The 22,661-nt window shown below is 70.4% G+C and carries 24 protein-coding genes; 10 read left to right on the top strand and 14 right to left on the bottom strand.

Annotated features, from left to right (window positions below):
* Positions 1-21: 21 nt before the first annotated feature.
* The gene (locus JD292_RS02370) at positions 22-933 is read right to left on the bottom strand and encodes a VOC family protein (RefSeq protein ID WP_200131130.1); all 912 of its coding nucleotides are present in this window, start codon (positions 931-933) and stop codon (positions 22-24) included.
* Positions 934-1,165: 232 nt separating this feature from the next.
* Between JD292_RS02370 and JD292_RS02365 the strand changes: the two genes are divergently transcribed.
* Positions 1,166-1,597, top strand: a complete 432-nt coding sequence (locus tag JD292_RS02365) for a VOC family protein (RefSeq protein WP_200131129.1) — start codon at positions 1,166-1,168, stop codon at positions 1,595-1,597.
* Between the two features lie 103 nt (positions 1,598-1,700).
* On the opposite strand, the gene JD292_RS02360 is transcribed toward JD292_RS02365, so the two are convergent.
* The 6 genes from JD292_RS02360 to JD292_RS12360 are packed head-to-tail and all read right to left on the bottom strand — an operon-like array spanning position 1,701 to position 10,825.
* Positions 1,701-2,099 carry a VOC family protein gene (locus JD292_RS02360; protein WP_200131128.1) on the bottom strand — a complete coding sequence of 133 codons (399 nt, stop codon included), beginning with the start codon at positions 2,097-2,099 and terminating at the stop codon, positions 1,701-1,703.
* 28 nt (positions 2,100-2,127) lie between these two features.
* On the bottom strand, positions 2,128-4,725 hold the full coding sequence (pheT, locus tag JD292_RS02355; RefSeq protein ID WP_200131127.1) for a phenylalanine--tRNA ligase subunit beta: 2,598 nt from the start codon (positions 4,723-4,725) through the stop codon (positions 2,128-2,130).
* Positions 4,725-5,765 carry a phenylalanine--tRNA ligase subunit alpha gene (gene pheS, locus JD292_RS02350; RefSeq protein ID WP_200131126.1) on the bottom strand — a complete coding sequence of 347 codons (1,041 nt, stop codon included), beginning with the start codon at positions 5,763-5,765 and terminating at the stop codon, positions 4,725-4,727. Before pheS ends, pheT begins: the two co-directional genes overlap by 1 nt.
* Positions 5,766-5,776: 11 nt before the next feature.
* A complete protein-coding gene (locus JD292_RS02345; RefSeq protein ID WP_200131125.1) occupies positions 5,777-7,636 on the bottom strand; it encodes a 5-oxoprolinase subunit B/C family protein in 1,860 nt (619 codons plus the stop codon).
* Entirely contained in the window at positions 7,637-8,392 is a 756-nt protein-coding gene (locus JD292_RS02340) for a LamB/YcsF family protein (protein ID WP_200131124.1), read from the bottom strand. It abuts the gene before it with no gap.
* Between the two features lie 18 nt (positions 8,393-8,410).
* The gene (locus JD292_RS12360) at positions 8,411-10,825 is read right to left on the bottom strand and encodes an ABC transporter permease subunit (protein ID WP_304599280.1); all 2,415 of its coding nucleotides are present in this window, start codon (positions 10,823-10,825) and stop codon (positions 8,411-8,413) included.
* A 201-nt stretch (positions 10,826-11,026) separates the two neighbouring features.
* On the opposite strand from JD292_RS12360, the gene JD292_RS02330 reads away from it, so the two are divergent.
* The 6 genes from JD292_RS02330 (at position 11,027) to JD292_RS02305 (ending at position 16,220) form a co-directional block, all read left to right on the top strand.
* On the top strand, positions 11,027-11,806 hold the full coding sequence (locus JD292_RS02330) for a GntR family transcriptional regulator (protein WP_200131123.1): 780 nt from the start codon (positions 11,027-11,029) through the stop codon (positions 11,804-11,806).
* A complete protein-coding gene (locus tag JD292_RS02325) occupies positions 11,803-12,657 on the top strand; it encodes an urea carboxylase-associated family protein (RefSeq protein WP_200131122.1) in 855 nt (284 codons plus the stop codon). The genes JD292_RS02330 and JD292_RS02325 overlap by 4 nt, the downstream gene beginning before the upstream one ends.
* Before the next feature lie 79 nt (positions 12,658-12,736).
* Complete coding sequence (locus tag JD292_RS02320; protein WP_233613239.1) at positions 12,737-13,324, top strand: hypothetical protein; 588 nt, start codon at positions 12,737-12,739, stop codon at positions 13,322-13,324.
* Between the two features lie 129 nt (positions 13,325-13,453).
* Complete coding sequence (locus JD292_RS02315) at positions 13,454-14,167, top strand: copper resistance CopC family protein (protein ID WP_200131121.1); 714 nt, start codon at positions 13,454-13,456, stop codon at positions 14,165-14,167.
* Positions 14,168-14,329: 162 nt separating this feature from the next.
* Positions 14,330-14,917: a copper chaperone PCu(A)C gene (locus JD292_RS02310; protein ID WP_200131120.1), complete on the top strand. Its 588-nt coding sequence runs from the start codon at positions 14,330-14,332 to the stop codon at positions 14,915-14,917.
* Complete coding sequence (locus JD292_RS02305) at positions 14,904-16,220, top strand: Dyp-type peroxidase (protein ID WP_200131119.1); 1,317 nt, start codon at positions 14,904-14,906, stop codon at positions 16,218-16,220. Before JD292_RS02310 ends, JD292_RS02305 begins: the two co-directional genes overlap by 14 nt.
* A gap of 31 nt (positions 16,221-16,251) precedes the next feature.
* On the opposite strand, the gene JD292_RS02300 is transcribed toward JD292_RS02305, so the two are convergent.
* From JD292_RS02300 to infC, 4 genes are all read right to left on the bottom strand, one after another.
* Positions 16,252-17,049 carry a TrmH family RNA methyltransferase gene (locus tag JD292_RS02300; RefSeq protein WP_200131118.1) on the bottom strand — a complete coding sequence of 266 codons (798 nt, stop codon included), beginning with the start codon at positions 17,047-17,049 and terminating at the stop codon, positions 16,252-16,254.
* A gap of 90 nt (positions 17,050-17,139) precedes the next feature.
* The gene (gene rplT / locus JD292_RS02295) at positions 17,140-17,523 is read right to left on the bottom strand and encodes a 50S ribosomal protein L20 (RefSeq protein WP_200131117.1); all 384 of its coding nucleotides are present in this window, start codon (positions 17,521-17,523) and stop codon (positions 17,140-17,142) included.
* Between the two features lie 49 nt (positions 17,524-17,572).
* A complete protein-coding gene (rpmI, locus tag JD292_RS02290; protein WP_010156662.1) occupies positions 17,573-17,767 on the bottom strand; it encodes a 50S ribosomal protein L35 in 195 nt (64 codons plus the stop codon).
* Positions 17,768-17,842: 75 nt separating this feature from the next.
* The gene (infC, locus tag JD292_RS02285; protein WP_200131116.1) at positions 17,843-18,484 is read right to left on the bottom strand and encodes a translation initiation factor IF-3; all 642 of its coding nucleotides are present in this window, start codon (positions 18,482-18,484) and stop codon (positions 17,843-17,845) included.
* Positions 18,485-18,675: 191 nt separating this feature from the next.
* On the opposite strand from infC, the gene JD292_RS02280 reads away from it, so the two are divergent.
* On the top strand, positions 18,676-19,065 hold the full coding sequence (locus tag JD292_RS02280; protein ID WP_200131115.1) for a DUF1844 domain-containing protein: 390 nt from the start codon (positions 18,676-18,678) through the stop codon (positions 19,063-19,065).
* Between the two features lie 155 nt (positions 19,066-19,220).
* On the opposite strand, the gene JD292_RS02275 is transcribed toward JD292_RS02280, so the two are convergent.
* On the bottom strand, positions 19,221-19,658 hold the full coding sequence (locus JD292_RS02275) for an Lrp/AsnC family transcriptional regulator (protein ID WP_200131114.1): 438 nt from the start codon (positions 19,656-19,658) through the stop codon (positions 19,221-19,223).
* Between the two features lie 79 nt (positions 19,659-19,737).
* On the opposite strand from JD292_RS02275, the gene JD292_RS02270 reads away from it, so the two are divergent.
* Positions 19,738-20,610, top strand: a complete 873-nt coding sequence (locus tag JD292_RS02270; RefSeq protein WP_200131113.1) for an AzlC family ABC transporter permease — start codon at positions 19,738-19,740, stop codon at positions 20,608-20,610.
* The gene (locus JD292_RS02265; protein ID WP_200131112.1) at positions 20,603-20,929 is read left to right on the top strand and encodes a branched-chain amino acid transporter permease; all 327 of its coding nucleotides are present in this window, start codon (positions 20,603-20,605) and stop codon (positions 20,927-20,929) included. The genes JD292_RS02270 and JD292_RS02265 overlap by 8 nt, the downstream gene beginning before the upstream one ends.
* Positions 20,930-20,965: 36 nt before the next feature.
* Here JD292_RS02265 and JD292_RS02260 read toward each other — a convergent pair whose 3' ends face one another.
* The gene (locus JD292_RS02260; RefSeq protein ID WP_200131111.1) at positions 20,966-21,859 is read right to left on the bottom strand and encodes an SseB family protein; all 894 of its coding nucleotides are present in this window, start codon (positions 21,857-21,859) and stop codon (positions 20,966-20,968) included.
* Between the two features lie 35 nt (positions 21,860-21,894).
* Positions 21,895-22,650 carry a bifunctional 1-(5-phosphoribosyl)-5-((5-phosphoribosylamino)methylideneamino)imidazole-4-carboxamide isomerase/phosphoribosylanthranilate isomerase PriA gene (priA, locus tag JD292_RS02255; protein WP_200131110.1) on the bottom strand — a complete coding sequence of 252 codons (756 nt, stop codon included), beginning with the start codon at positions 22,648-22,650 and terminating at the stop codon, positions 21,895-21,897.
* Positions 22,651-22,661: the final 11 nt, after the last annotated feature.

Below are 22,661 nucleotides of genomic sequence, written 5' to 3'. Positions count from 1 at the left end.
GGCGTGAATGTATACGGTCCGTTAGAAGTCCGCGATGACGAGCTTCTTCATCCCCATCATGTGCTCGTAGGCGTTCGGCCGCTGCATCAGCTCGCCCATGTTGGCGGGGACGATCTGCCAGCTCACGCCGAAGGGATCGACGAGCCAGCCGCACTGCTCGGCCTCGGGCACCGCGGACAGGGCGTCCCAGAGCCGATCGATCTCCGCCTGATCGGCGCAGTTCACCTGGAGCGAGACCCCGTTCGTGAACGGCGCATCCATCTCGACTCCCGAGTCCATCGCGGAGATCCACTGATCACCGACCCGGAACTCCCCGAACATGATGGCCTCCGGCGTCGCCGGCCCCGTGGCCGCTCCGTACGGGAAGCGATGGCCAGCCGCGGCATCCGGCCCGAGGAGCGCGACGTACCGATCGATCGCCTCCGCCGCGCGGTTCTGGGCCGCGCCGGAGAACAGCAGCGAGGGCACGACAAACGGGCGCGGATCGCCCTCCGGCTTCGTGAGCATGAGCTGCCAGCTCACCCCATAGCGATCCTGCACCCAGCCGTAATGGGCGCTGAACGGGTACTCCCCCAGCGGCATGAGCACCTCGCCGCCCGCCGAGAGGGCGGCCCACGTCACATCGAGCGAGGCGCGCGCCGCGGCGACGTCGCCACCGAAGTCGAGCGGATCGAAGTTCAGGATGAACGAAATCGAGGGGTTCGGACGGAACTCCGGCCCGGCGTTGATGAGGCGCACGAGCGTGTCGCCGATCGTCACCGCGACCGTGAGCGCCTTGCCCGCCATGTCGCGCTGGAAATCGAGCAGTCCCTCGCTCGGATACCGCGCCTCGACGACGCTCACGGTTCTCGGGATGGCGGCGGCGTAGAACTCGCCCGCCTCCTCCGCGTTGCCGTTGCACCAGATATTCGGGAAAATCCGCTGATCCTGCATTTCGCGTCCTCTCGTCGAGCGGACCGCGGCAGCGACCCCCACGGTTTCAGTATCCGCCGATCAGCAGCGAGAAACAACCGATTCGACGGGGCCTCCGGGAGGAAACCCGATCCACCTGGGTGTTTCACAGAAAGTCACGCGGTTCACTGGCGCCGTGCTCCGATCCGGGCGCAGAATATGAGGTGCGACCGGGAGTTCCCCGATGATCGTCAGCAAGAGAGAAAGAGCTCACATGACCGTCCTGCTGAACCCCTACCTCAACTTCCACGGCACGGCGCGCGAGGCGCTCGAGTTCTACCACTCCGTGCTCGGCGGCACCCTCAACCTGATGCAGTACGACGCGATCCCCGGGATGATGGGCGATCCCAGCGAGAGCACCCTCATCATGCACGGTCAGCTCGAGACCGAAGACGGCCTCACGCTCATGGCGGCGGACTACCCGGCTTCGATGCAGGAGGTGCCCGACGCTTCCACGCCCGGATCGTCGGTCTGCGTGTCCGGTGACGACCTGGAACGGCTCACCGCGATCTGGACCGCGCTGGCCGAGAGCGCGACGCACATCCAGCAGCCGTTCGAGAAGGCCCCGTGGGGCGACACCTTCGGGATGCTCTCGGATCGCTTCGGAGTGCCCTGGATGATCAGCGGGGGCCCGGCTCAGGACTAGCCTCCAGCCGGATCCGGGCCCGGCGGGGGCTCGCCAGCGGTTCGCCGCGGCCGGTCCTCGCAGGTTCAGCGGTCCCCACAGAGTACAGCGGTCCCAGCAGGGATCAGCCCTCCCAGCCGAGCAGCCAGCGCACGCCGAACTCGTCGACGAGCTGGCCGTCCCACGCGCCCCACTCGCGCTCCTGCAGCGGATCGAGAATCCGCGCGCCGCGGGAGAGCGCGTCCCACCAGCCGCGCGTCGTATCGGCGTCCCCCGCGCCCAGCAGCGCCAGGAACATGCCCGCCATCTGGAGCGCGTCCTCGTCGGCGCCGGCGTCGGCGGCGAACACGGTGACGGAGCCGCCAGCGAGCGTCCCGTGCGCGACCGAGTCGGGCGGCCCGTCCGCCCGCCCGAACTCCTGGAAACTGTGCGTCTCCAGGTCGCCGCCAAAGATCTCGCGATAGCGCGCGAGCGCCTCGGCGGCGTTCCCGGGGAACAGCAGGTAGGGAATCGGGCCGGCCATGCGGGTGCCTCCTCGGCTCGGTGACGCGTCAGTCGCGGAGCTTCGCTCCGAACGCGAGTTCGGCGGCGGCGACGCCCGCGAGCTTCGACTCGCTCGCCTCCTCCGCCTTGAGCGTGCGGTCCTGCGCGCGGAATCGGAGCGCGAAGGTCAGCGCCTTCTCGCCCTCCGCGATGCCCTGGCCGCGGTAGTCGTCGACGATGCGGGCGTCCTCAAGCAGCTCGCCCGCGCCCGCGACCACGACCGCGAGCACGTCGCCGGCCGGGATCCCGGCATCGACCACGAGGGTGAGGTCCTGCGTCGCCGCCGGATACCCCGACAGCGGCGCCGTCTCCGGTTCGCGCGGGGCGAGCTCGATGAGGCGGTCGAGGTCGAGCTCGAACGCGGCGACGCGGCCGGGCAGGTGGTGCGCGGCGACCAGCTCGGGAAGCAGCTCGCCGGCCACGCCGACGACCTCGACGCCGTCCTCGATGCGCACGCCCAGCTCGGCCGTCCGGCCGGGATGGAACGCGCGGTGCGCGCCCTGCGTGACGACCAGATCGACCGACACCGCTCCGGCGACGGTGCGGGCGGCGTCGAGTGCGTCGGCCCAGTCGAGCTCGCGCTCGGCCTCGCCCGGCTGCTTCTCGACCGCGGCGCCGAGCATGAGGCCGGCAGCGCGGAGCGGCTGGTGCGGAATCGAGGCGTCGAGCTCCGCGAGCTTCTCCGCGCTCGGGCGCTCGGCGAGCGGCGGGACCTCGGCGGTGCCGAGCTCGCCGCGCGCCTCGAACACCGCGCCGAACTCGACGAGCGAGAGGTCGGTCATGCCGCGCGACACGTTGCGCTGAGCCGCAGTCACGAGGCCGGGCAGCAGCGAGCGGCGGAGGAAGGGGGCTGCGCCGTCGAGCGGGTTGGCGACCTTCACGGCGCGGCCCGGCTGCGGGGCGCCCGACTCGTCCTCTCCCGCCTCGCTCGCCGCGGCGGCGGCCTCGGAGACTTCGTCGCTCACGGGCTCCGCGCCCGATCCGAAGGCGTCGAGCTGATCCTGCGACACGAACGGGTAGTTCTGCACCTCGTCGAGGCCCGCGGCGGTAATAACGTTCGCGGCGCGACGGCGCAGACGCTGCGCGCGGCTCAGCCCGCGGCCGGCTGGCGCGACGGGAAGCACGGAGGGGATGCGGTCGTAGCCGACGATCCGGGCGACCTCCTCGACCAGATCGGCCGGGCGCGACAGGTCGCTGCGCCAGCTCGGCGGCACGACGACGAGCACGCCGTCGGCGTCCGAACGGATCTCGCAGCCGATCATCTCGATCGCGGCCCGCGCCTCGGCGTCGGTGTAGTCCGCGCCGAGCAGGCCGTTGATGCGGCTGAGCGGCAGCGTGATCTCCGGCGCGTCCCACTCGGCCACGATCTCGGCGCCGAGCTCGTCGGCCGTTCCGCCGCCGAGCTCGACGAGCAGCTCGACCATGCGCTGCGCGGCCGCGCGGGCGACGAGCGGGTCGACGCCGCGCTCGAAGCGCTTCGACGCCTCGCTCGGGAGGCGGTGGCGGCGCGCGGTGCGGGCGATCGAGACGGGATCGAAGGTGGCTGCCTCGACGAGCACGTCGGTCGTCTCGTCGCTCGTCTTCGTGGACTGGCCGCCCATCACGCCGGCCAGGCCGATCGGGCCGGACTCGTCGGCGATCAGGAGATCCTCGGGATCCAGCGTGCGCTCCTGCTCGTCGAGCGTGACGAGGGTCTCGCCCGCGCGGGCGCGGCGGACGGTGATCCCGCCCGTCAGCTTCGCGAGGTCGTAGGCGTGCAGCGGATTGCCGAGCTCGAGCATGACGTAGTTCGAGATGTCGACGGGCAGCGAGAGCGCGCGGATGCCCGCGAGCTGCAGGCGGGCGACCATCCAGGCCGGCGTCGGACGGGTCGCGTCGATCCCGCGGACGACGCGCGCGATAAAGCCGCTCGCGCCCGCGCGGCCGCGGATCGGGGCGTCGTCCTCGATCGCGACGGGGAATCCGGCAGCTGAGGCCGTGTCGATCGCCGCGGGATCACGGAACGCCGCTCCCGTCGAGTGGCCGTACTCGCGGGCCACCCCGCGAGTCGAGAACGCATAGCCGCGATCCGGGGTGACATTGATCTCGACGGCCGTCTGGTCGAGGCCGAGCAGCGCCTTCGCGTCCTCGCCCACCTCGGGGTCGAGGCCCAGCCGCGTGAGCACGATGATGCCGTCGTGATCCTCGCCGAGGGTGAGCTCGCGGGCCGAGGCGATCATGCCGTCCGAGACGTGACCGTAGGTCTTGCGCGCCGCGATCTCGAAGCCGCCGGGCAGCACGGCTCCGGGCAGCGTGACGACCACGCGATCGCCCGCGTCGAAGTTGTGGGCCCCGCAGACGATGCCGCGCACATCGGCGCCGCCGTCCGCAGCGAGCTGCCCCTCCGGAGCGACCCGCACCTGGCACCAGTTCACCGTCTTGCCGTTGGAGTGCTCCTCGGGCTCGCGGGAGAGGACCTCGCCGACCACGATCGGGCCGGAAATGTCGAAGCGGCGGATCGATTCTTCCTCAAAGCCCACGCGCACGAGATCGGCGTGGACCTGCTCCGGGGTGACGCCCTCGGGGAGCTCGACGAACTCGCCGAGCCAGCTGAGCGGTACGCGCATTAGACCAGTCCTCCGAACTGACGGTTGAAGCGCACATCGCCCTCAACCATGTCCCTCATATCGTTGATGTCGTTGCGGAACTGCAGCGTCCGCTCGATGCCCATGCCGAAGGCGAAGCCCTGGAACTCCTCGGGGTCGATGCCGGCCGCGGCGAGCACGTTCGGGTCGACCATGCCGCAGCCGCCCCACTCGACCCAGCGCGCGCCGCCCTTCGCGTTCGGCTGCCACACGTCCATCTCGGCGGACGGCTCCGTGAACGGGAAGAAGTTCGGGCGCAGGCGGATCTTCGCCTCCTCGCCGAACATCTGGCGCGCGAAGTGCTCGAGCGTGCCGCGCAGGTGCGCCATCGTGAGGCCGCGATCGATCGCGAGGCCCTCGATCTGCTGGAAGACGGGGGTGTGCGTGGCGTCGAGCTCGTCGGTGCGGTAGACGCGGCCGGGAGCGACGACGTACACGGGGAGTTCCCGGTTCAGGAGGCTGCGGATCTGCACGGGTGAGGTGTGCGTGCGGAGCAGGAGGTGCCGGTCGGCGGGCTCCACGAAGAAGGTGTCCTGCATGGCGCGCGCGGGGTGATCGGGATCGAAGCCGAGGGCGTCGAAGTTGAACCACTCGTGCTCGATCTCGGGGCCCTCCGCGATCTCCCAGCCCATGCCGATGAAGATGTCGGAGGCCTCGTCCTGGAGCTGGGCGAGGGGGTGGCGGGTGCCGGCGCGGCGGCGCACGGGTGCCTCGGTCACGTCGACCGTTTCGGCGACGAGCCGCTCGCGCGCCTCCTGCTCGGCGAGCTCCCGCTCGCGTCCCTTGTAGGCGCTCTCGATCCGGCCGCGGGCCTGCCCCATGAGCTTGCCGGTCGCGGCTTTCTCGTCTTTGGGGACCTCGCGCATGAGCGCGTTGAGCTTGGCGATCGCTGAGCCCTCGCCCGCGTGCTCGGTGCGCGCGGTCTTCAGCTCTGCGAGCGATGCCGCTCCGGCGTATGCGGCGAGCGCCGCGGCGACGGCCGCGTCGGCCGCTTCCTGGGAGATCGGATTGGTGTTCGACACGGTCCCCTATCCTAGTCGCTCGCGAGCAGGGACTCCCGGACGATCGGCTCGAGGAACGCGGCGATCGTCGACTCGGCGGTGTCCGCTGACGCCTCGCTGATCAGGCGGTCCAGTGCTGCGGCGAGCGCGCCAGGGATCGTGACTCCGATTCTGCGGCCGTCGGCCTCGAGCGTGAGCGGGACCGCGTGCGGCCGCTCGCGCGCGCCGCCTGCGCCCCGTTCCAGGGGCGCGATGCGATCGGGGTCGACGGGCTGGAAGCGGATCCGCTCCCCCGGCCGGACCTGAGCCGCGCGGTCCAGATCCGCGTCGATGACGGTGCCGATCACGGGATATCCGCCGGTCACGGGCCTGTCGGCGAGGAACAGCACGGGGAGCCCGCTCGGCGGGATCTGGATCGAGCCCGCGACGGTTCCCTCCGTGGGGAGTTCGCCGTCGCGTGCGCGCTCGAGCGGCGGCTCGGCGTTCGCTGTCGCGAGCCGCACGCCGATGCGGTTGGATTGCGCGGTCGCGACCCACTCGCGCGCGCCGAAACCGCTGCGCGAGGCCTCGGCGAACCAGTCGTCGCGGGGGCCGGGGACGTAGCGCAGCACGTGCGGCTCGGTTCCGTCGGGTGCGGGGGCCGGCTCACGGCCGGGTGAAGTTTCCGGCGCGGTTTCCGGCGCGGTCCCCTCTCCGGCCGCACCGATCGCGAGCCGGGCGCCGCGCGCGAGCGGCGGGGTGCCCATCCCTGACAGGCTGTCGTGCGCCGCGGAGCCGAGCTCCCTCCGCCCGAGAATGCCGCCGCGGACCGCGAGATATCTGCGCAGGCCCGTTTCGGGGGCGCCGAGACGGAGTCGCTCGCCCGCTGCGAGCGGGATCGAGGTTTCGGCCTCGGCCGGTTCCCATGCGGGGCTCCCGTCTGTCGCGCCCCGACGCTCGATTGGGCCGGGGGCGCCAGCAACGGCGACCACGATCGGGGCGTTCGCCTCGATCGTGATGCCGCCGTTCAGGGACTCGATTCCTGCGGCGTGAGCGGGATTTCCGGCGGCCGCGTTTGCGCGCGCCAGCGCCCCGCGGTCCAGCGCCCCTGATCCGGTCACCCCGATCGCCGCACGACCGGGCCTGCCGCCGTCCTCGACGAGCGCGAGGAACCCGGGGTCGATGATCGTGAGCGCCGGCGCGGCGGCGTCAGGGCGCCCGGCCGCATCGCCGTCGCCGGGCCCTGCGCTTCCGGCACGGCCAGCAGTCTCCGCCGATACCCCCGCCGTTGCCGTGTCCCGGATCGGCCGGAAGCGGACGCTCGCCCCCGGTTCGATCAGCGCGGGGGCCTCCCGCGCTGTGTCCCACAGGCGCGCTTCCGTTCGTCCGAGGAGGCGCCAGCCGCCAGGCGACTCTCCGGGATAGACCGCGGAGAATCCCCCGGCGATCGCGACGGATCCCGCGGGGACCGCCGTCCGCGGGGTGCTCAGCCTGGGCACGGCGAGGCGCGGATCTCCCCCGGTCAGATAGGCGAATCCGGGCGCGAAGCCGCCGAAGGCCGCGATCCAGTCGCTTCCGGAGTGCGCGGCCACGAGCGCTTCCGTCGACAGCCCGAGGAGCTCGGCGGTTGCGCGCAGATCCGGCCCGTCGTAGACCGTGTCGATCACGACCGCCGCGGCGCCCCGGCGCGCGGCGTCTGGCGCGATCCGGATCCGCGGAATCGTCTCGGCCGCCGCCCGTGCCGCCGCGCGCCCCGAGAACGTGACGAGCACGGTCGTCGTCGCGGGAACGATGTCGATGACGCCGTCGGGAGGGGCGGCCCGGAGCGCGGCGGCGAGGCCGAGCACGTCGTCGAGCCCCGGAAGCTCCACGAGGAGCGCCCGGTCGCCGACGTCGCGGATCCGCACGGTCACCTAGGCGAAGCTCTCGATCCGCACGCCGGCGGCCTCGAGGCCGGCGCGGATCCGTCTGGCGAGCTCGATCGCCGCGGGGTTATCGCCGTGCAGGCAGATACTGTCCGGCGCGATCTCGAGTTCGGTTCCGTCGATGGCGCGGACGCGGCCCTCCGTGGCGAAGCGCACGGCCTGGGCGACCGCCGCGTCGGGATCGAGGATCGCTCCGGACGTACCGCGCTTCACGAGTGTTCCGTCCGCCACGTATGCCCGATCGGCGAAGGCTTCCGCGACCGTGCGGAGGCCGGCCTCGCGCGCGACGCGCTCGACGACCGATCCGGGGAGCACCATGAGCGGCAGCTCAGGGGCGAGCTCGGTCATTGCCCGGACGACGGCCCGCGCCTGCCCCTCGTGAACGGCGATCGTGTTGTAGAGCCCGCCGTGCGGCTTGACGTAGCGGACCTCGCCCCCGGCGCTCCGCGCAATGGCCTGCAGCGCGCCGATCTGATAGATCACCTCGTCGGTGAGCTCCCCCGGGTCCATGTCGATGAAGCGGCGGCCGAAACCGGCGAGGTCGTGATAGCCGGGGTGCGCCCCGATCGTCGTGCCGGAGGCGACGGCCGCGCGGCAGGTGATCCGGATTCCGCGCGGGTCGCCGGCGTGGAACCCGCAGGCGACGTTCGCGCTCGAGACCGATTCGAGCACCGCGGCGTCGTCTCCAAAGGTGTAGTTGCCGAATGATTCACCGAGGTCGCTGTTCAGATCGATCGTGGTCATGTTCTCGCTTCCCTTCGCTTACTGCGCGGCGCGCACCCGGCTGAGGAACTTCCTCGTGCGGTCCTGCTCCGGGGCGTCGAAGACCTCCGCCGCCGGCCCTTCTTCGACGATACGGCCCTGGTCCATGAATACCACCCAGTCGGCCACCTCGCGCGCGAATCGCATCTCGTGGGTCACGACGACCATCGTGAGTCCCTCGGCCGCAAGGTCGGTCATGACGCGCAGCACCTCGTCGACGAGCTCCGGATCGAGCGCGCTCGTCGGCTCGTCGAACAGGAGCACCTCCGGATCCATGGCGAGCGCCCGCGCGATCGCCACGCGCTGCTGCTGACCGCCCGAGAGCTGATGCGGATACTTGTCGGCGTGGGCCTCCATGCCGACCTTCGCGAGCAGCAGATCGGCCTCGGCCGCGTGGGCGGCGCGATCAGCCGGCCGCAGGTAGTCGGGCGCGAAGGTGACGTTCTCCCGCACGGTCTTGTGGGGGAAGAGGTTGAACTGCTGGAACACCATGCCGACCCTCGCCCGGGTCTTCGCCAGCGCGCGATCGGGCGCTGGCTTGATCCCGCCGTCTGCGCCGCGGACGTAGCCGACGGGCTCGCCGTGGAACAGCACATCGCCGCTGTCGATGCTCTCCATCGCGTTCAGGGTCCGGATCAGGGTCGTCTTGCCGGATCCCGACGGCCCGATGATCGCGACGACCTCGCCGCGGTGCACGTCGAGGTCGATGCCCTTGAGGACCTCGGTATCGCCGTACGACTTCCGCTCGTCGCGGACGCTGAGCACGGGCTCCCCCGCGTGCGGGGTTCCGACGCGGGCCTCGGGCTGCGGAATCACGTCGATCGCCGCGGTCGCTGCGCCGAGCTTCGCGCGCTGACCGCGCCGCTGCACATCGAGCCGGCGCTCGAGGAGCTTGAGTGCCTGGTCGAACACCGTGACGATCATGACGTAGAAGACGCCCACCGCGAGCAGGGTCTCCAGGACCTTGAAGTTCTGCGTGTAGAGGCGCTGCCCGACGAGCAGGATCTCGGTCAGGGAGATCGCCGACACGAGCGAGGTCAGCTTGATGATCGTGACGAGCTCGTTGCCGAGCGCAGGCAGCGCCACCCGGAAGGCCTGCGGGATCACGATCCTCCGCTGCACGCCGCCGAGCGGAATACCGAGCGCGCGGCCCGCCTCGCCCTGGCCGCCGGCGACGGCCGACAGGCCCCCGCGATGAATCTCGGAGATGTAGGCGGTCTCGGACAGGACGAGGGCGATGAGGCCCGCCATGAACGGGGAGCCGATGAGCACCCTGAGCTCGGGGATGACCTGCGGGGCGTTGTAGACGAAGATCAGGAGGACCAGGAGCGGGAGCGCGCGGAAGAACCACACGTAGACGCCGAGCACCCCGCGCAGGATGCGCGACCGCGACTGCCTCCCGAGCGCCACCACCATGCCGAGCACCGTCGAGATCGACCACGCGAGCGCCGACAGCGCGAGCACCGTGACCGTCGCGGTCCAGAAGTCCTTGTGCGCGAAGAGACTGAAGAAGTATCCCCAGTCGAAGGTGAAGCCGCCGCTGTTCTTGGCGGATGAGCCGCCGGTCTCGGCGTACTTTCCGAGCGCCTTCGTGACGGCGGCGGGATCGGGCTCCGCGAGATTGTATTTCGCGAGCAGGTCCTCGTAGCTGCCGTTGGCCCGCATCTGGTCGAGCCCTGCCGTGAGTTCCTTCGCGAGCGCCTCATCGCCCTTGGCGACCGCGATGCCGACCGGAACCGGGAAGAGGAGCTCGTCGCTCGTGATCGCGAGCCGGCCGTTCGAGGAGTCGACGGCGGACTTGGCGACCGCGCCGTCCGTAACCTGCGCGTCCACCTGCCCGGCGAGGAGCGCCTGCGTCCCCTCGGTGTCCGCGGTGAAGTCACGGACGTCGATCGCCCCCTTGCCGTCCTTCGCGCAGGCGTCACTCGCCTCGCCGCGGAGCTTGGTTGCGACGTCGGCCCCCTTGATCACCGCGACGCTCCGGCCGCACAGCGCCGCCGGGTTCGTGAGGGGTGTGCCCGTGGCGGACGTCACGATCGAGTTCCCGGTCATGAAGTACGGGATGAAGTCGACTTTCCCAGCCCGCTCCTCGGTGATGTAGAGGGCCGAGGCGACCACGTCGAAGTGACCGGATTGCAGGCTCGTGATGAGCTGCTCGAACCGGGTATCGACGAACTCCGGGGTGCGGCCGATTTCCTTCGCGAGCGCACGCATGAACTCGGGGTCGAAGCCGCTCGGCTCATCGCCCGTGAGATAGGCGTACGGCGGGTAGGTGAGGTCTGAGCCGATGCGCAGCTTCTCCGGTTCAGCGGCACGCCCCTGGCTCGCCGGTGCGAGCGGATTGACGACCGCGAGGAACGCGAGCACCAGAACGGCGATCGCGGAGAGGAACACGTGGGCTCTGCGCTGAGTCATGCAGGAGACGATACGGATTATTGAACAATCCTGTCAAGCGTCTCCCTCGACAAGAATGAGCTCCGGATCGGGTTCTTCGCAATATTTCGCAATTTTCCGCGATGTTCTTCACATTCATGCGAGCGGCGAGCATTCGTGTTATGAGACTCATTGAGAATTTTTGCTCAACAATCTTGGTCTCATATTGCTATGCTCGGTGACATGACACAGGCAGAGCTGCCCGCGGGGGTGCAATCCGCGGCGGATCAGGTGCGCCACGCGCTCCGGCAGCGGATCATCGAGGGCGAACTGCCCCCTGGCACCCGCCTCGTGGACGCCACGGTCGCGGACCGGTACGGCGTCTCGCGCAACACCGCCCGCGACGGGCTCCGTCTCCTCGAGGCGGATCGACTCGCGGTGTCCACGCGCAACGTCGGCTACTCGGTGCGCGAGCTCAGCGTCGACGACATCCGCGACCTCTACACGGCGCGGCGGATCGTCGAGACCGGAGCCGTCCGCTCGAGCGCGGGAGCGTCCGCCCACCTGCTCGACGAGATCGAGGCGGCGGCCGAGCTCACCGAGCGGTACCTCACCGAGGGCGAGTGGCGCAACGTCGGCACCGCCAGCCTCGACTTCCACCGGAAGCTCGTTGCGCTGTGCGGATCGGCCAGTCTCGACGCCTTCTTCACCTCAACGGCGGCGCAGCTCCGGCTCGCGTTCTCCGTGATCGAGGACGAGGCGAGGTTCCAACTGCAGTGGGTCGCGCGGGATCGAGAGATCGCCGAACTCGTGCTCGGAGGAGCGCGGGCAGAGGCGCAGATCGCGCTCGAGCGCTACCTCGACGACTCCGAGGTGAGCGTGATCGACGCCGTCCGCGCGGCCGAACGCTCGAGGAGGCGGCCCCCGCTTTCCGGACCCCCGTCGAATCCGGACCCGAATATCCCAGATCAGGGCCCCGAAGCACCCGATTCACCCACCGCATCAGAGGAGATGAACGCATGACCGAGGAGACGACGAGAGTCGCCGCGCTGACCGAGGCGGCCTACAAGGGACCGGCGCTCGAGGTCGACCGAGAGTTCTACGGCAGGATCGGCGAGGATACGACCGGCCGCACGCTGGTCGAGTCGTTCGAGATCCCGATCCGGTCGGGCGTCGCCTGGGAGGTGCCTGCCGGGCACGTGTGCCGCCTACTGACGGTGGATGGTCCGCAGGTCGGCGACCTCAACATCTGGAATCGCCACAACCCGCGCGAGCGGTTCTGGGCCGCGCGCACCCGCCAGCTCCAGGCCGCGCACGTGACCCGCTTCGATCGGCTCTGGTCGACCCTCCCCTATCTCCGCCCCCTCGTGACGATCACGGGCGACACGCTCGAGAGCTACGGCGTCGACAGCGAGGGCGGCCGCGTGCACGACACGCTCGGCACCCGCTGCGACCCGTACGTGAACCGCATGCTCACCGGCGAGGACTTCGACTACCACTGCCACTCGAACCTCACCCGGGCGGTGCGGCCGTTCGGGCTGACCGAGTTCGACGTGCACGACGTACTCAACGTCTTCCAGTGCACGGGTCTCAACGACGAGGACAAGTACTTCATGAAGACGTGTCCGGCCCAGGTCGGAGACTATTTCGAGATGTTCGCCGAGATGGACGTGCTGATGGCGCTCTCCACGTGCCCTGGCGGCGATCTCTCCGTGCCGATGTGGGGCGACGGCGCCCACGACCCCGTCGAGGTGTGCCGCCCGATCGGCGTCGAGATCTATCGCATCGACGATGCGCTGCTCGCGGGCTGGAGCACCCCTTCGCTGCCCGAGTACGCCGGGGGCCACGCGCTCCAGGAGCGTCCCTGGTCCTGATCCGGACGGCGGGGCCCGCGCGGACCGGTCCCCGCCGATCGCGTACACTGGAAGGGTGAAATCCCCCGGGAGTGCAGGCGTGACGCGCGGAGTTCGCGCTGCCCGCGGCACCGCCGGCGCCGCGATCGCGACGATCCTCGCAGCGGCCTCCCACTCCCTCGCCGGCGGCGACTCCAGCTGGTTCGCCGTGGTCGCCACGGCGGTCCTTGCGCTTCCGCTGTGCACGCTCCTCGCGGGGAAGGTCGGATCGCTCTGGCGGCTGGGCGTCGCCGTGGTTGCCGCCCAGTTCCCGTTCCACTGGGCACTGTCGGGCCTGGGAACCCCCGGAAGCGGCTCCGGCCCCGTCGTTTCCCCGCACGCTGCGCACCTCGCCGCGATCCAGGAGTTCGTCCCCGGAGTTCCCGTCGCCAGCCTCGACGCCGGCATGTGGCTCGCGCACGGGATCGCAGCCGCGCTCACGATCGCGCTGCTGCACGCTGGCGAGCGCGCCTTCCTCGGCCTCGCCCGCCTCATCTTCCGCGCGCTCGCTGTCGCGCTTCCCGCGGCCATCGCGCCCGCCGCGCCCGACGCCGCGCGGCGCGCGTTCTTCTCCCCGGCGCGCATCGTCGAGCGCCTGCTCAGCGCCTCGGCAATCACGCATCGCGGTCCCCCGGTTTCCCCCGCCTGACACTCGAGTCGGGCACACCAGCTGTCCCATGACACTCAGCACCCGCGAACGCCCGCAAGGGGTGACGCTGTTCGCGTCGCGGGTGCGCAGGCCCGGCACACGCCGGAGGAAAACCGGGGAACATCTCCCATGACATCGACCATCCGTACACGCATCGCCGCTCTCGCGGTCGCGTTTGGTGTCGCATTCGCGGCACTGCTCACGTTCGCGAGCCCGGCCCAGGCGCACGACTCGCTCGTCAACACCGTTCTCGGTGCGGACGACGCGGGGAAGACGGACTCCTTCACCCTGACGTTCAGCAACAGCATCATCGAGGTCGGCACTGAGATCGTGGTCAAGGGACCGGGCGGGAAGGCCCTCTCGGTCGACAAGCCCAAGGTCGCAGGCCCCGACGTGACGCAGTCGCTCGGGAAGGATCTTGCTGCTGGCGAGTACAGCGCCGCCTGGCGCGTCGTCTCGAGTGACGGCCACCCGATCGAGGGGACCTTCGGGATCACGATCGATGACTCCGGGAAGGGCGTCCTCTCGAAGACGGCACCCGCGCCGGAGCACGAGCACGCTGAGGGCCACGAGGGCGAGGGCGACCACGCCACCGAGCCCGCTGGGCATTCCCATGCCGAGGGCGAGCAGCACTCGGACGGCGCTGGCGGCATGAACCCCGGTGTGCTCACCGCGGTCATCATCGGTGCGGCCGTGGTCGTGATCGGCGGCGTGACCGCCGCGGTCGTGGGGACGCGTCGCCGGAAGTCCGCCATGGACGAGGCGATCGGCGGCGGTAACGCCGCCAAGTCGGCCTCTGAGCCGCGAGACGGCACGCCGCAGGACAGCACACAGGGCGAGTAGTCGTCCGGGGCGTTCCATCCGCCCCAATTTTTTCGAGGATCCCGGTTCCCGGCCTCAGGCACCCGCCCGTTCGGCGCGCTTTGGCGTACCCGCGGCAGTGATTCGGTGCGCACGGGCACCGGCCGATCCCTCACACCATTACGAACAAAGGATTCACCACTCATGACCACCACACGACGCACCCGCACCCTCCGCATGTCGCTCGTCACCACCGGCGCGCTGCTCGCGGTGCCGCTTCTCCTCGCCGGCTGCGCGCAGGGGGCGGAGACCCAGGCGAACGCCGAGCACGGGACCGGCTCCAGCGCGAGCGCCGCGAACGAGGCCAAGGCCCCGCTCGCGCTCGAGGGCGCGTGGGCCAAGGCGAACGCCGGCGGCAAGATGACCGACATGTCGGGCGTCTTCGGCAAGCTCGTCAACACGACCGACAAGGAGATCGTGCTCGAGAGCGCCGCGAGCCCCGCGGCGAAGATGGTGCAGCTCCACGAGACCGGCGCCGACGGCAAGATGAGCGAGGTCAAGGGCGGGTTCACGATCCCCGCCAAGGGCTCGCTCGAGCTCGCGCCCGGCGGCAACCACATCATGCTGATGGAGATGCCGAAGCCGATCGCGGCGGGCGATCAGGTCGATGTCACGCTCAAGACCGCCGACGGGAAGACGGTCGACGTTCACGCCCTCGTGAAGGACTACTCGGGTGCGAACGAGAGCTACGATGGCGGCTCGGAGCACGGCGGGGACCATGGCTCCCACTAGCCCCGAGCGGGACACCCTCGCGGCCGACGCCTCTGGCGCGGCCGCGGGGGCATCCCCCCGTTCACCGCGGGAGCGGCCCGGGATCGACCGGCGCTCCCTCCTCACCGGCGGCGCAGCGGGCGCGGGCCTCGGAGCCGTGCTCGGCCTGGGAGCCGCCGTCGGGATCCCCGCGATCCGTGCGGCGATCGCCCCAGACCGGTCCGCTGCGGCGTCGGCTGCGGCGTTCGGCGGGGAGTCGCTCCCCTGCCACGGCCCGCACCAGGCCGGCGTCATCACGGAGCCGACGACCCACGTCCGCTTCGTGGCCTACCGGCTGAAGCCGACAACGGACCGGGCCGCGATCGAACGCCTGTTCCGGATCCTCACCGATGACGTCGAGGGGCTCACCTCGGGTGATTCCCCGCTCGCGGACCCCGAGCCCGAACTCGCGGCGCGGCCGGCGCGCCTGACGATCACCGTCGGCGTGGGCCCGGATCTCGTCGATCGCGTCGGCCCCGGGAAGCGCCCCGAGTGGCTGGCTCCCCTTCCGAAGTTCTCGAAGGACCGGCTCGCGGGCACCCACGACGGCGGTGATCTGCTGTTCCTCATCCAGGCCGACGATCAGCTCGCCGTGGCCCACGCGGCCCGCATGCTGCAGCGCGACACCAGGAGCTTCGCGGATCGCCACTGGGAACAGCAGGGATTCCGGACCGCCCGCGGATCGGAGAAGAGCGGCACGACCATGCGCAACCTGATGGGCCAGGTCGACGGCACCGTGAACCCGCACCCGGAGGACGAGGATTTCGCCCCGCTCGTGTGGCTCGGCGAGGCCGACCCGTCGTCGGAGGCGGGGTCCCAGGCGTGGCTCGCGGGCGGCACCGCCCTCGTGCTGCGCCGGATCCGGATGGAACTCGACACCTGGGACCAGATCGATCGTCCAGGACGAGAGCAGACCATCGGCCGCAGGCTGTCCGACGGGGCGCCGCTCACGGGAGGCACCGAGCACTCGCCGATGGACTTCGACGCGAAGGATGAGCAGGGGCTCCCCGTAATCCCCAGTTTCGCCCACTCGCGGCGCGCGCACTCCGAGGATCCGAACGAGCGCATCTTCCGGCGGGCGGTGAACTACGACGAGGGCGGCGAGTCCGGCCTCCTGTTCGCCTGCTATCAGCGCAATCCGCTGCGACAGTTCGTGCCGATCCAGCAGCGGCTCGACGAGCTCGACCTCCTCAACGAGTGGATCACGCACACCGGCTCTGCCGTCTTCGCGATCCTGCCGGGCTTCTCCCGCGGGGAGATCCTCGGGCAGTCGCTGCTCAGTTAGCGCGGGAACCCCCGCTCTGAGGGGCGGGGGTTCAGTCGCGCTGCGCGAACGCGGTCTCGTAGATGAGCACGCTCGCCGCGGTCGCAAGATTCAACGACTCCGCCGCCCCGTAGATCGGGAGCCGGAGCGAGCGATCGACGAGCGCGCGCTCCCCCTCGGTGAGGCCCCGCGCCTCGTTGCCGAAGACCCACGCGACCCGCCCGGCGAGGACGCCCGCTGCGCGCGCGGCGAGCAGATCGTCGCCGCGGACGTCCGCCGCGATGGTCGTCAACCCCGCGGCCTTCGCCGCGTCGACCACACCCACCAGGCCCCGGGCAACGAACACGGGCAGGTGGAACAGCGATCCGGTCGTGGAGCGCACGACCTTCGGGTGGAACGGGTCGATGCTCTCGCCAGCGAACACGACCGCGTCGGCGCCCGCGGCGTCCGCCGCGCGGAGGACGGCTCCGGCGTTCCCGGGATCCCGCACCTCGTGCATGACGACGACGAGCCGCGCGCCGGCGAGCGCCTCGGCCAGCTCCGCGTCCCAGGTGCGGGCGACGGCCACGACGCCCTGCGGGGTGACGGTGTCGCACATCGCGGCGAGCACTTCCGGGGTGACGCGTTCGAGTTCGACGCCACCGTCGGAGGCGAGCTGATCGATCTCGTGCTGCCACGCCTCGGTGCCCGTGGTCGCGTAGACCGTCTCCGCGAGCTCGGGGCGATGCGCGAGCAGCTCGCGGACCGCCTGCGGCCCCTCGACGAGGAAGCGCCCCTGCGCGACGCGCTCTTTCTTCCGCGCGAGCGCGGCCGCGCGCCTCACCCGCCCCGATTTCACGTTCTCGATCACTCCACAACCCTAGCGCGGCGTGGCGCCCAGAGACGGCGAAGGCCCCCAGCCGCTGGTGCGGTGGGGGCCTTCGACGAGACGGAAAGACGCTTACGCGGCCTTCGGAGCCGAGGTGTCCTCGGGAAGAGCCTTCTTGGCGACCTCGACGAGCGCGGCGAACGCGGCCGGCTCGTTCGTGGCGAGCTCGGACAGCATGCGACGGTCGACCTCGACACCCGCGAGGCCGAGGCCCTGGATGAAGCGGTTGTAGGTGAGGCCGTTAACGCGGGCGCCGGCGTTGATGCGCTGGATCCACAGGCGGCGGAAGTCGCCCTTCTTCTTGCGGCGATCGTTGTACGCGTAGACGAGCGAGTGAGTGACCTGCTCCTTGGCCTTGCGGTACAGGCGCGAACGCTGTCCGCGGTAGCCCTCGGCACGCTCGAGGATAACGCGACGCTTCTTGTGGGCGTTGACGGCCCGCTTGACTCTTGCCATTTCAGTTCTTCCTTACAAAACTCTCAGTAAAACGCTGGATGCTTGCGGCTTAGTGGCCGAGGAGCTTCATCGCCTGCTTGGCATCGCCCTTGGCGAGCACCTGCTCGGCGTTCAGGCGGCGCTTGCGCTTCGAGGCCTTGACCTCGAGGTTGTGGCGCATGCCGGCCTGCTGCTTCATCAGCTTGCCGGAGCCAGTGAGCTTGAAGCGCTTCTTGGCACCCGAGTGGGTCTTCTGCTTGGGCATCGATTTCTCCTTGTTATGTGCGCGCCTTGACGGCTGCGTTGTGCTCGGCTTCGCTGTCTCCAGCGGGCCGAAAAATTACTCGTCGGTGGATCCGGCGGCGGCCTTGCGGCTCGCCTTCTCCTCCGCGCGGCGGGCGTTCTGCTCCGCCTTCGCCTCCGACTTGTTCTTGAGCGGGGCGATCACCATGACCATGTTGCGGCCGTCGATCCGAGGCGAGGATTCGACCGTGCCGAACTCCGCGATGTCCTCCGCGAACTGCTGCAGCAGGCGGACGCCCATCTCGGGACGCGACTGCTCGCGGCCGCGGAACAGGATCATCGCCTTGACCTTGTCGCCCTGCGAGAGGAACCCGACGGCACGCTTCGTCTTGGTCTCGTAGTCGTGCTTGTCGATCTTCAGGCGGAAACGAACCTCCTTGAGGATGGTGTTCGCCTGGTTGCGACGGGCTTCCTTCTGCTTCTGGGCAGCCTCGTACTTGAACTTGCCGAAGTCCATGATCTTCGCCACGGGGGGCTTCGAGTTCGGGGCAACCTCTACGAGATCGAGATCGGCATCTGCCGCCAGGCGCAGCGCGGTCTCGATCGGCACGACACCGACCTGCTCGCCACTGGGTCCAACCAGGCGCACTTCGGGGACGCGGATTCTGTCATTCGTACGGGGATCGCTGATCGCCGGCTCCTCTGATCTCGGGGGTGAGGTGCTCTCGCAAGAGAACATCGGAGGAGGAGCTCGGACCGCGCACGCGCGTTCCCACACCCTTTGCTGAGCTGCCGCAGAACGGCGGGGTGCGAACTACCCGGTAACCTTGGAGCGGTGCCGGGTGGGAGAAACTCCACTTCCGAATCTCGGCAAGACGCCGAGAACCAACGGCAATACTATCACAGGACCGCGCCAGGAGACAGGACAGCATGAGCGACACCACCCCCGAGCCCCAGTCGAACCCCGCCGAGGGCGCGGGCTCCGCAGCCGTCGACGCCGAGCAGGCCACGCGCGACATCGCCGACGTCGCCGCGGTCGAGGTCATCACGACCGCCGCCGTCCACCTCCTCAGTGCCGCAGCGGTCAAGGTCGGCCTCGCCGACGATCCCGAGCAGCAGATCGACCTCGACGAGGCGCGCAAGCTCATCAACGCGCTCGCCGGCCTCATCACAGCAGCTGCCCCCGAGGTCAGCGACATGCACGCGCGCAGCCTGCGCGACGGCCTGCGGTCCGTGCAGCTCGCGTTCCGCGAGGCCTCGACGATCCAGGACGCTCCCGGCGCCGGCCCCGGCGAGAAGTACACCGGCTCCGTCATCTGAGCCGCACGCGCACCGGAACTGGCCGAGGCCGGGCTCCGGGGCCTCGGCCGCGCCCGTTCCCGTGCGTGGCACCCGCGACGACCGGGCCGCGGGGCTCCCGCGAGCGCGGCGCCCGCGAGCGCGTTCGTGGCGCGCCCGAGCCTGCGCGGCCGGGGTTACTCCTTCTTCAGCGTCTTCATCGCGAAGTGCGAGTTCACACGCCCGATCGCGGTGAGCGACATGATCCGCTGGGTGAGAAAGACCTCGTAAGCGCTGAGATCGGCGACGGCGACCCGCATGAAGTAGTCGGGCCGCCCGAACATGCGCCGGCACTCAACGACCTCGTCGAGCGCCGTGACATCCCGCTCGAAGTCTGCGACCGCGGTCGCTTCCTGCGTCGATAGGTCGACGTTGACGATCACCTCGAAGCCGCGCCCGATCGCATCGGGATCGACGATCGCCCGATAGCCGCGGATCACCCCCTCGGCCTCGAGCCGCTGAACGCGGCGCAGGCAGGGGCCTGGCGTGAGGCCGATCCGGGCGGCGAGGTCCACGTTGCTCAGCCGACCGTCCGCTTCAAGCTCTGTGATAATTGCGTGATCGAGTGCATCCACACAATTATCTTGCAGCATACGGTGCCGTGAGGCCAGTTTGCGCACCACAATTGCGGTGATTTTCAGTCACAATATTGCCATGACCATTCCCTGCCCTGCCGAGGAGGCGAACCCCGGCATCGCGGAGGAGCCGGCAGCGAGGTCCGCAGGTCCCGCGGGCCCCGCCGATCTCGCCGGGCCCGACACGGAGCTCGCCGCGGAGCCCGCCGCTCCCCCCGCCACACAGCTGGATCGGCGCGCGGGGATCCGCGCCGGGATCACCGACTCGCTCGGCGTCGGTCTCGGCATCTTCCCCCTCGGGCTCGCCCTCGGCATCCTGATCGCGCAGGCTGGGCTCCCCTGGTGGCTGGCCCCCGCGCTGTCGATCGGCATCTTCGCCGGTTCGGTCGAACTCCTCCTCGTGAGCCTCCTCGCCGCGGCGACGCCGCTCGTCACGATCGCGGTCGCCGTGTTCGCCGTGAACTTCCGGCACGTCTTCTACGCCCTGTCGTTCCCGATCACGAAGGTGCGCAAGGGACTCCCGCGGGCGTACGCGACCTACGCGATGATCGACGAGGCCTACGCCACGTACGTGCTCATGCCCGAGGAGAAGATCTCCTCCGCCCGCATTGTCACTGGCCAGCTCATGATGCAGGCGTACTGGGTGGTCGGCGGCCTGATCGGGATCGCGATCGCGAACGCCCTCCCGGCGCCGATCGAGGGCTTCGAGTTCGCGCTCACCTCGCTCTTCATCGTGATGACGCTCGACGCGGTGCGGAGCCGGCGCGAGATCCCCGCGGTGCTCCTCGCCGGACTGTCGGTCGGCGTGGCGATGCTCGCGGCCCCGGGGCAGAGCATGCTCGTCGCGCTGATCCTGTACACGGTGCTGCTCGCGGTTCGCTACGCGCTCGGCGCCAGGCGGCGCGACGCGGATGCCGCGGGACGCACGGGTGCGGAGGGAAGCGATGCCTGAGGCTCCGTACCTGATCGCCGCGGTGGTGATCGCCGGGCTTGTCACGCTCGGCCTGCGCGCGCTCCCGTTCGCGATCCTGAAGCCGCTCAGAAAGTCGCGCTTCGTGCAGGCGCTCGGCCGGTGGATGCCCGCGGGGATCCTGCTCATCCTCGTGAGCGTCGTGCTCCGCGATCAGATCGTCGCCGATCTCTCCCGCGCGTGGATGGTCGGGGTCGCCTCCGCCGTCACGATCGCGACGCACCTGTTCCTCGGGCGTCGAGCGCTGCTGAGCATCGCGACCGGCACCACCTGCTACGTGCTGCTCGTGAACCTGCTTTAGGCGGAGCCGCGGAAGGGCGGAGCCGGGCGGCGTGCGCTACTCGGCGCGCGGCACGAGCCGCATCGAGTCCACGAGCTCCGCGATCGTCTCCGAGGCGGCGAAGCGCTGCTGCAGCCGGCCGAGCAGCTCGCCCAGGTCCTCCTGGCTGAGCCCGCCCGCGACCCGGATGACCACGTCCACCTCCGGAGCGAGGAGCCGCCCCTCGATATCGCCCGGGCCGAGCACCAGCTCGGTCACGCCGGGCTCGCCAGCAACGCACTCGCGGAACGCCTGTTCCACGGCCGGATCAGCCCAGGCAGGGCGGTAGTTCTCGCCCAGTGCGATCGCCTTCAGGGCGGGCCGCCGCACCCCGTACTCGAGCTCGGGGCTCGCAGCGTCGAGGATGATGAGGTCGGTCTCCTCCTGCACCGCGGCGAGCGCGGCCTGCCCGCCGGGGACGGGGATCGGGCGCGCCTCCGGGTGCCACTTCGCCATTGCGGCGACGGAGCTGAACACGGGGAGCACGCGCCGGCCATCGGGGGCGCCCACCGTGACGATGGAGAGCTCCTGCGACTTCTCGACGGTGCGGCCCTCGGGCGTCGTCCCGAAATCGCCGGCCTCGGCGAGCATCGGAACGAGCACGCGGGACTCCCGGAACGCGCACAGGATGCCATCGTGCGCCGCGGCGATCCGTTCGAGACCGGCCATCGCCTGATCAGTGGTTTCCGAGGCCTGCGCCGCGCGAACGGCGGCCCGGAGCTCGGCGACGGCCCCCGCGATTGCGGCGGGCGTCGCGCCGTCGTCGTCGGCGAACGCCGTGCCGTGGTGGTCGAAGGTGCGACCCTCCCAGGGGAAGCCCGCAGAGTCCGCTGGCCCCCCGGGGACGAGACTGTCGGGGACGCCCGTCGAACGCGGAGCATCGCCCGTCGAGGGAAGCTTCTTGATTGCCATGTCAGTTCGCCGCTTCGGATCTCCTGATCCGGGCGCTAGGCCGAGTGCCCCGAGACGTCGAGAGCGGCTGCCAGTGTGAACGCCCCGTCGTAGAGCGCCTTGCCGATGATCGCGCCCTCCACGCCCTGCGGGACGAGTTCCCGCAGCGCGACGAGGTCGTCGAGGCTCGAGATCCCTCCCGAGGCGACGACGGGGCGGTCCGTGCGTGCGCACACCCGCGCGAGGAGCTCCACATTGGGTCCGCGCATCGTGCCGTCCTTGGTGACGTCCGTGACGACGTATCTGGGGCAGCCCGCCTCTTCGAGGCGATCGAGGACGTCCCAGAGGTTGCCGGCGTCCTCGGTCCAGCCGCGCGACGCGAGCGTCTCGCCGCGCACGTCGAGGCCGACCGCGATCCGCTCGCCGAAGCGCGCGATCACCGAGGCCGTCCACTCGGGGTTCTCGAGCGCGGCGGTGCCGAGGTTCACGCGGCGCGCCCCCATCTCGAGGGCGGCCTCGAGGCTGCGATCGTCGCGGATCCCGCCCGAGAACTCGACGTTGACCTTGCCGCCCGTGCGCCGCAAGATCTTCCGGGCGACGTCGACGTTGCTCCCGCGTCCGAACGCGGCGTCGAGGTCAACGAGGTGGATCCACTCGGCGCCCTGATCGACCCAGTCGAGGGCCGCGTCGACGGGGCTGCCGTAGCCCTTCTCCGTCCCGGCCTCGCCCTGGGTGAGGCGCACGGCCTGACCGTCGACCATGTCGATCGCGGGCAGCAGTTCCAGCTTGGGGCCCTGTGCGAGCTCGCTCATTGTGATGCTTC

Source organism: Leucobacter edaphi (assembly GCF_016522535.1).
GTDB classification, from domain to species: domain Bacteria; phylum Actinomycetota; class Actinomycetes; order Actinomycetales; family Microbacteriaceae; genus Leucobacter; species Leucobacter edaphi.
This window is presented reverse-complemented; position numbering and strand designations above follow the sequence as displayed.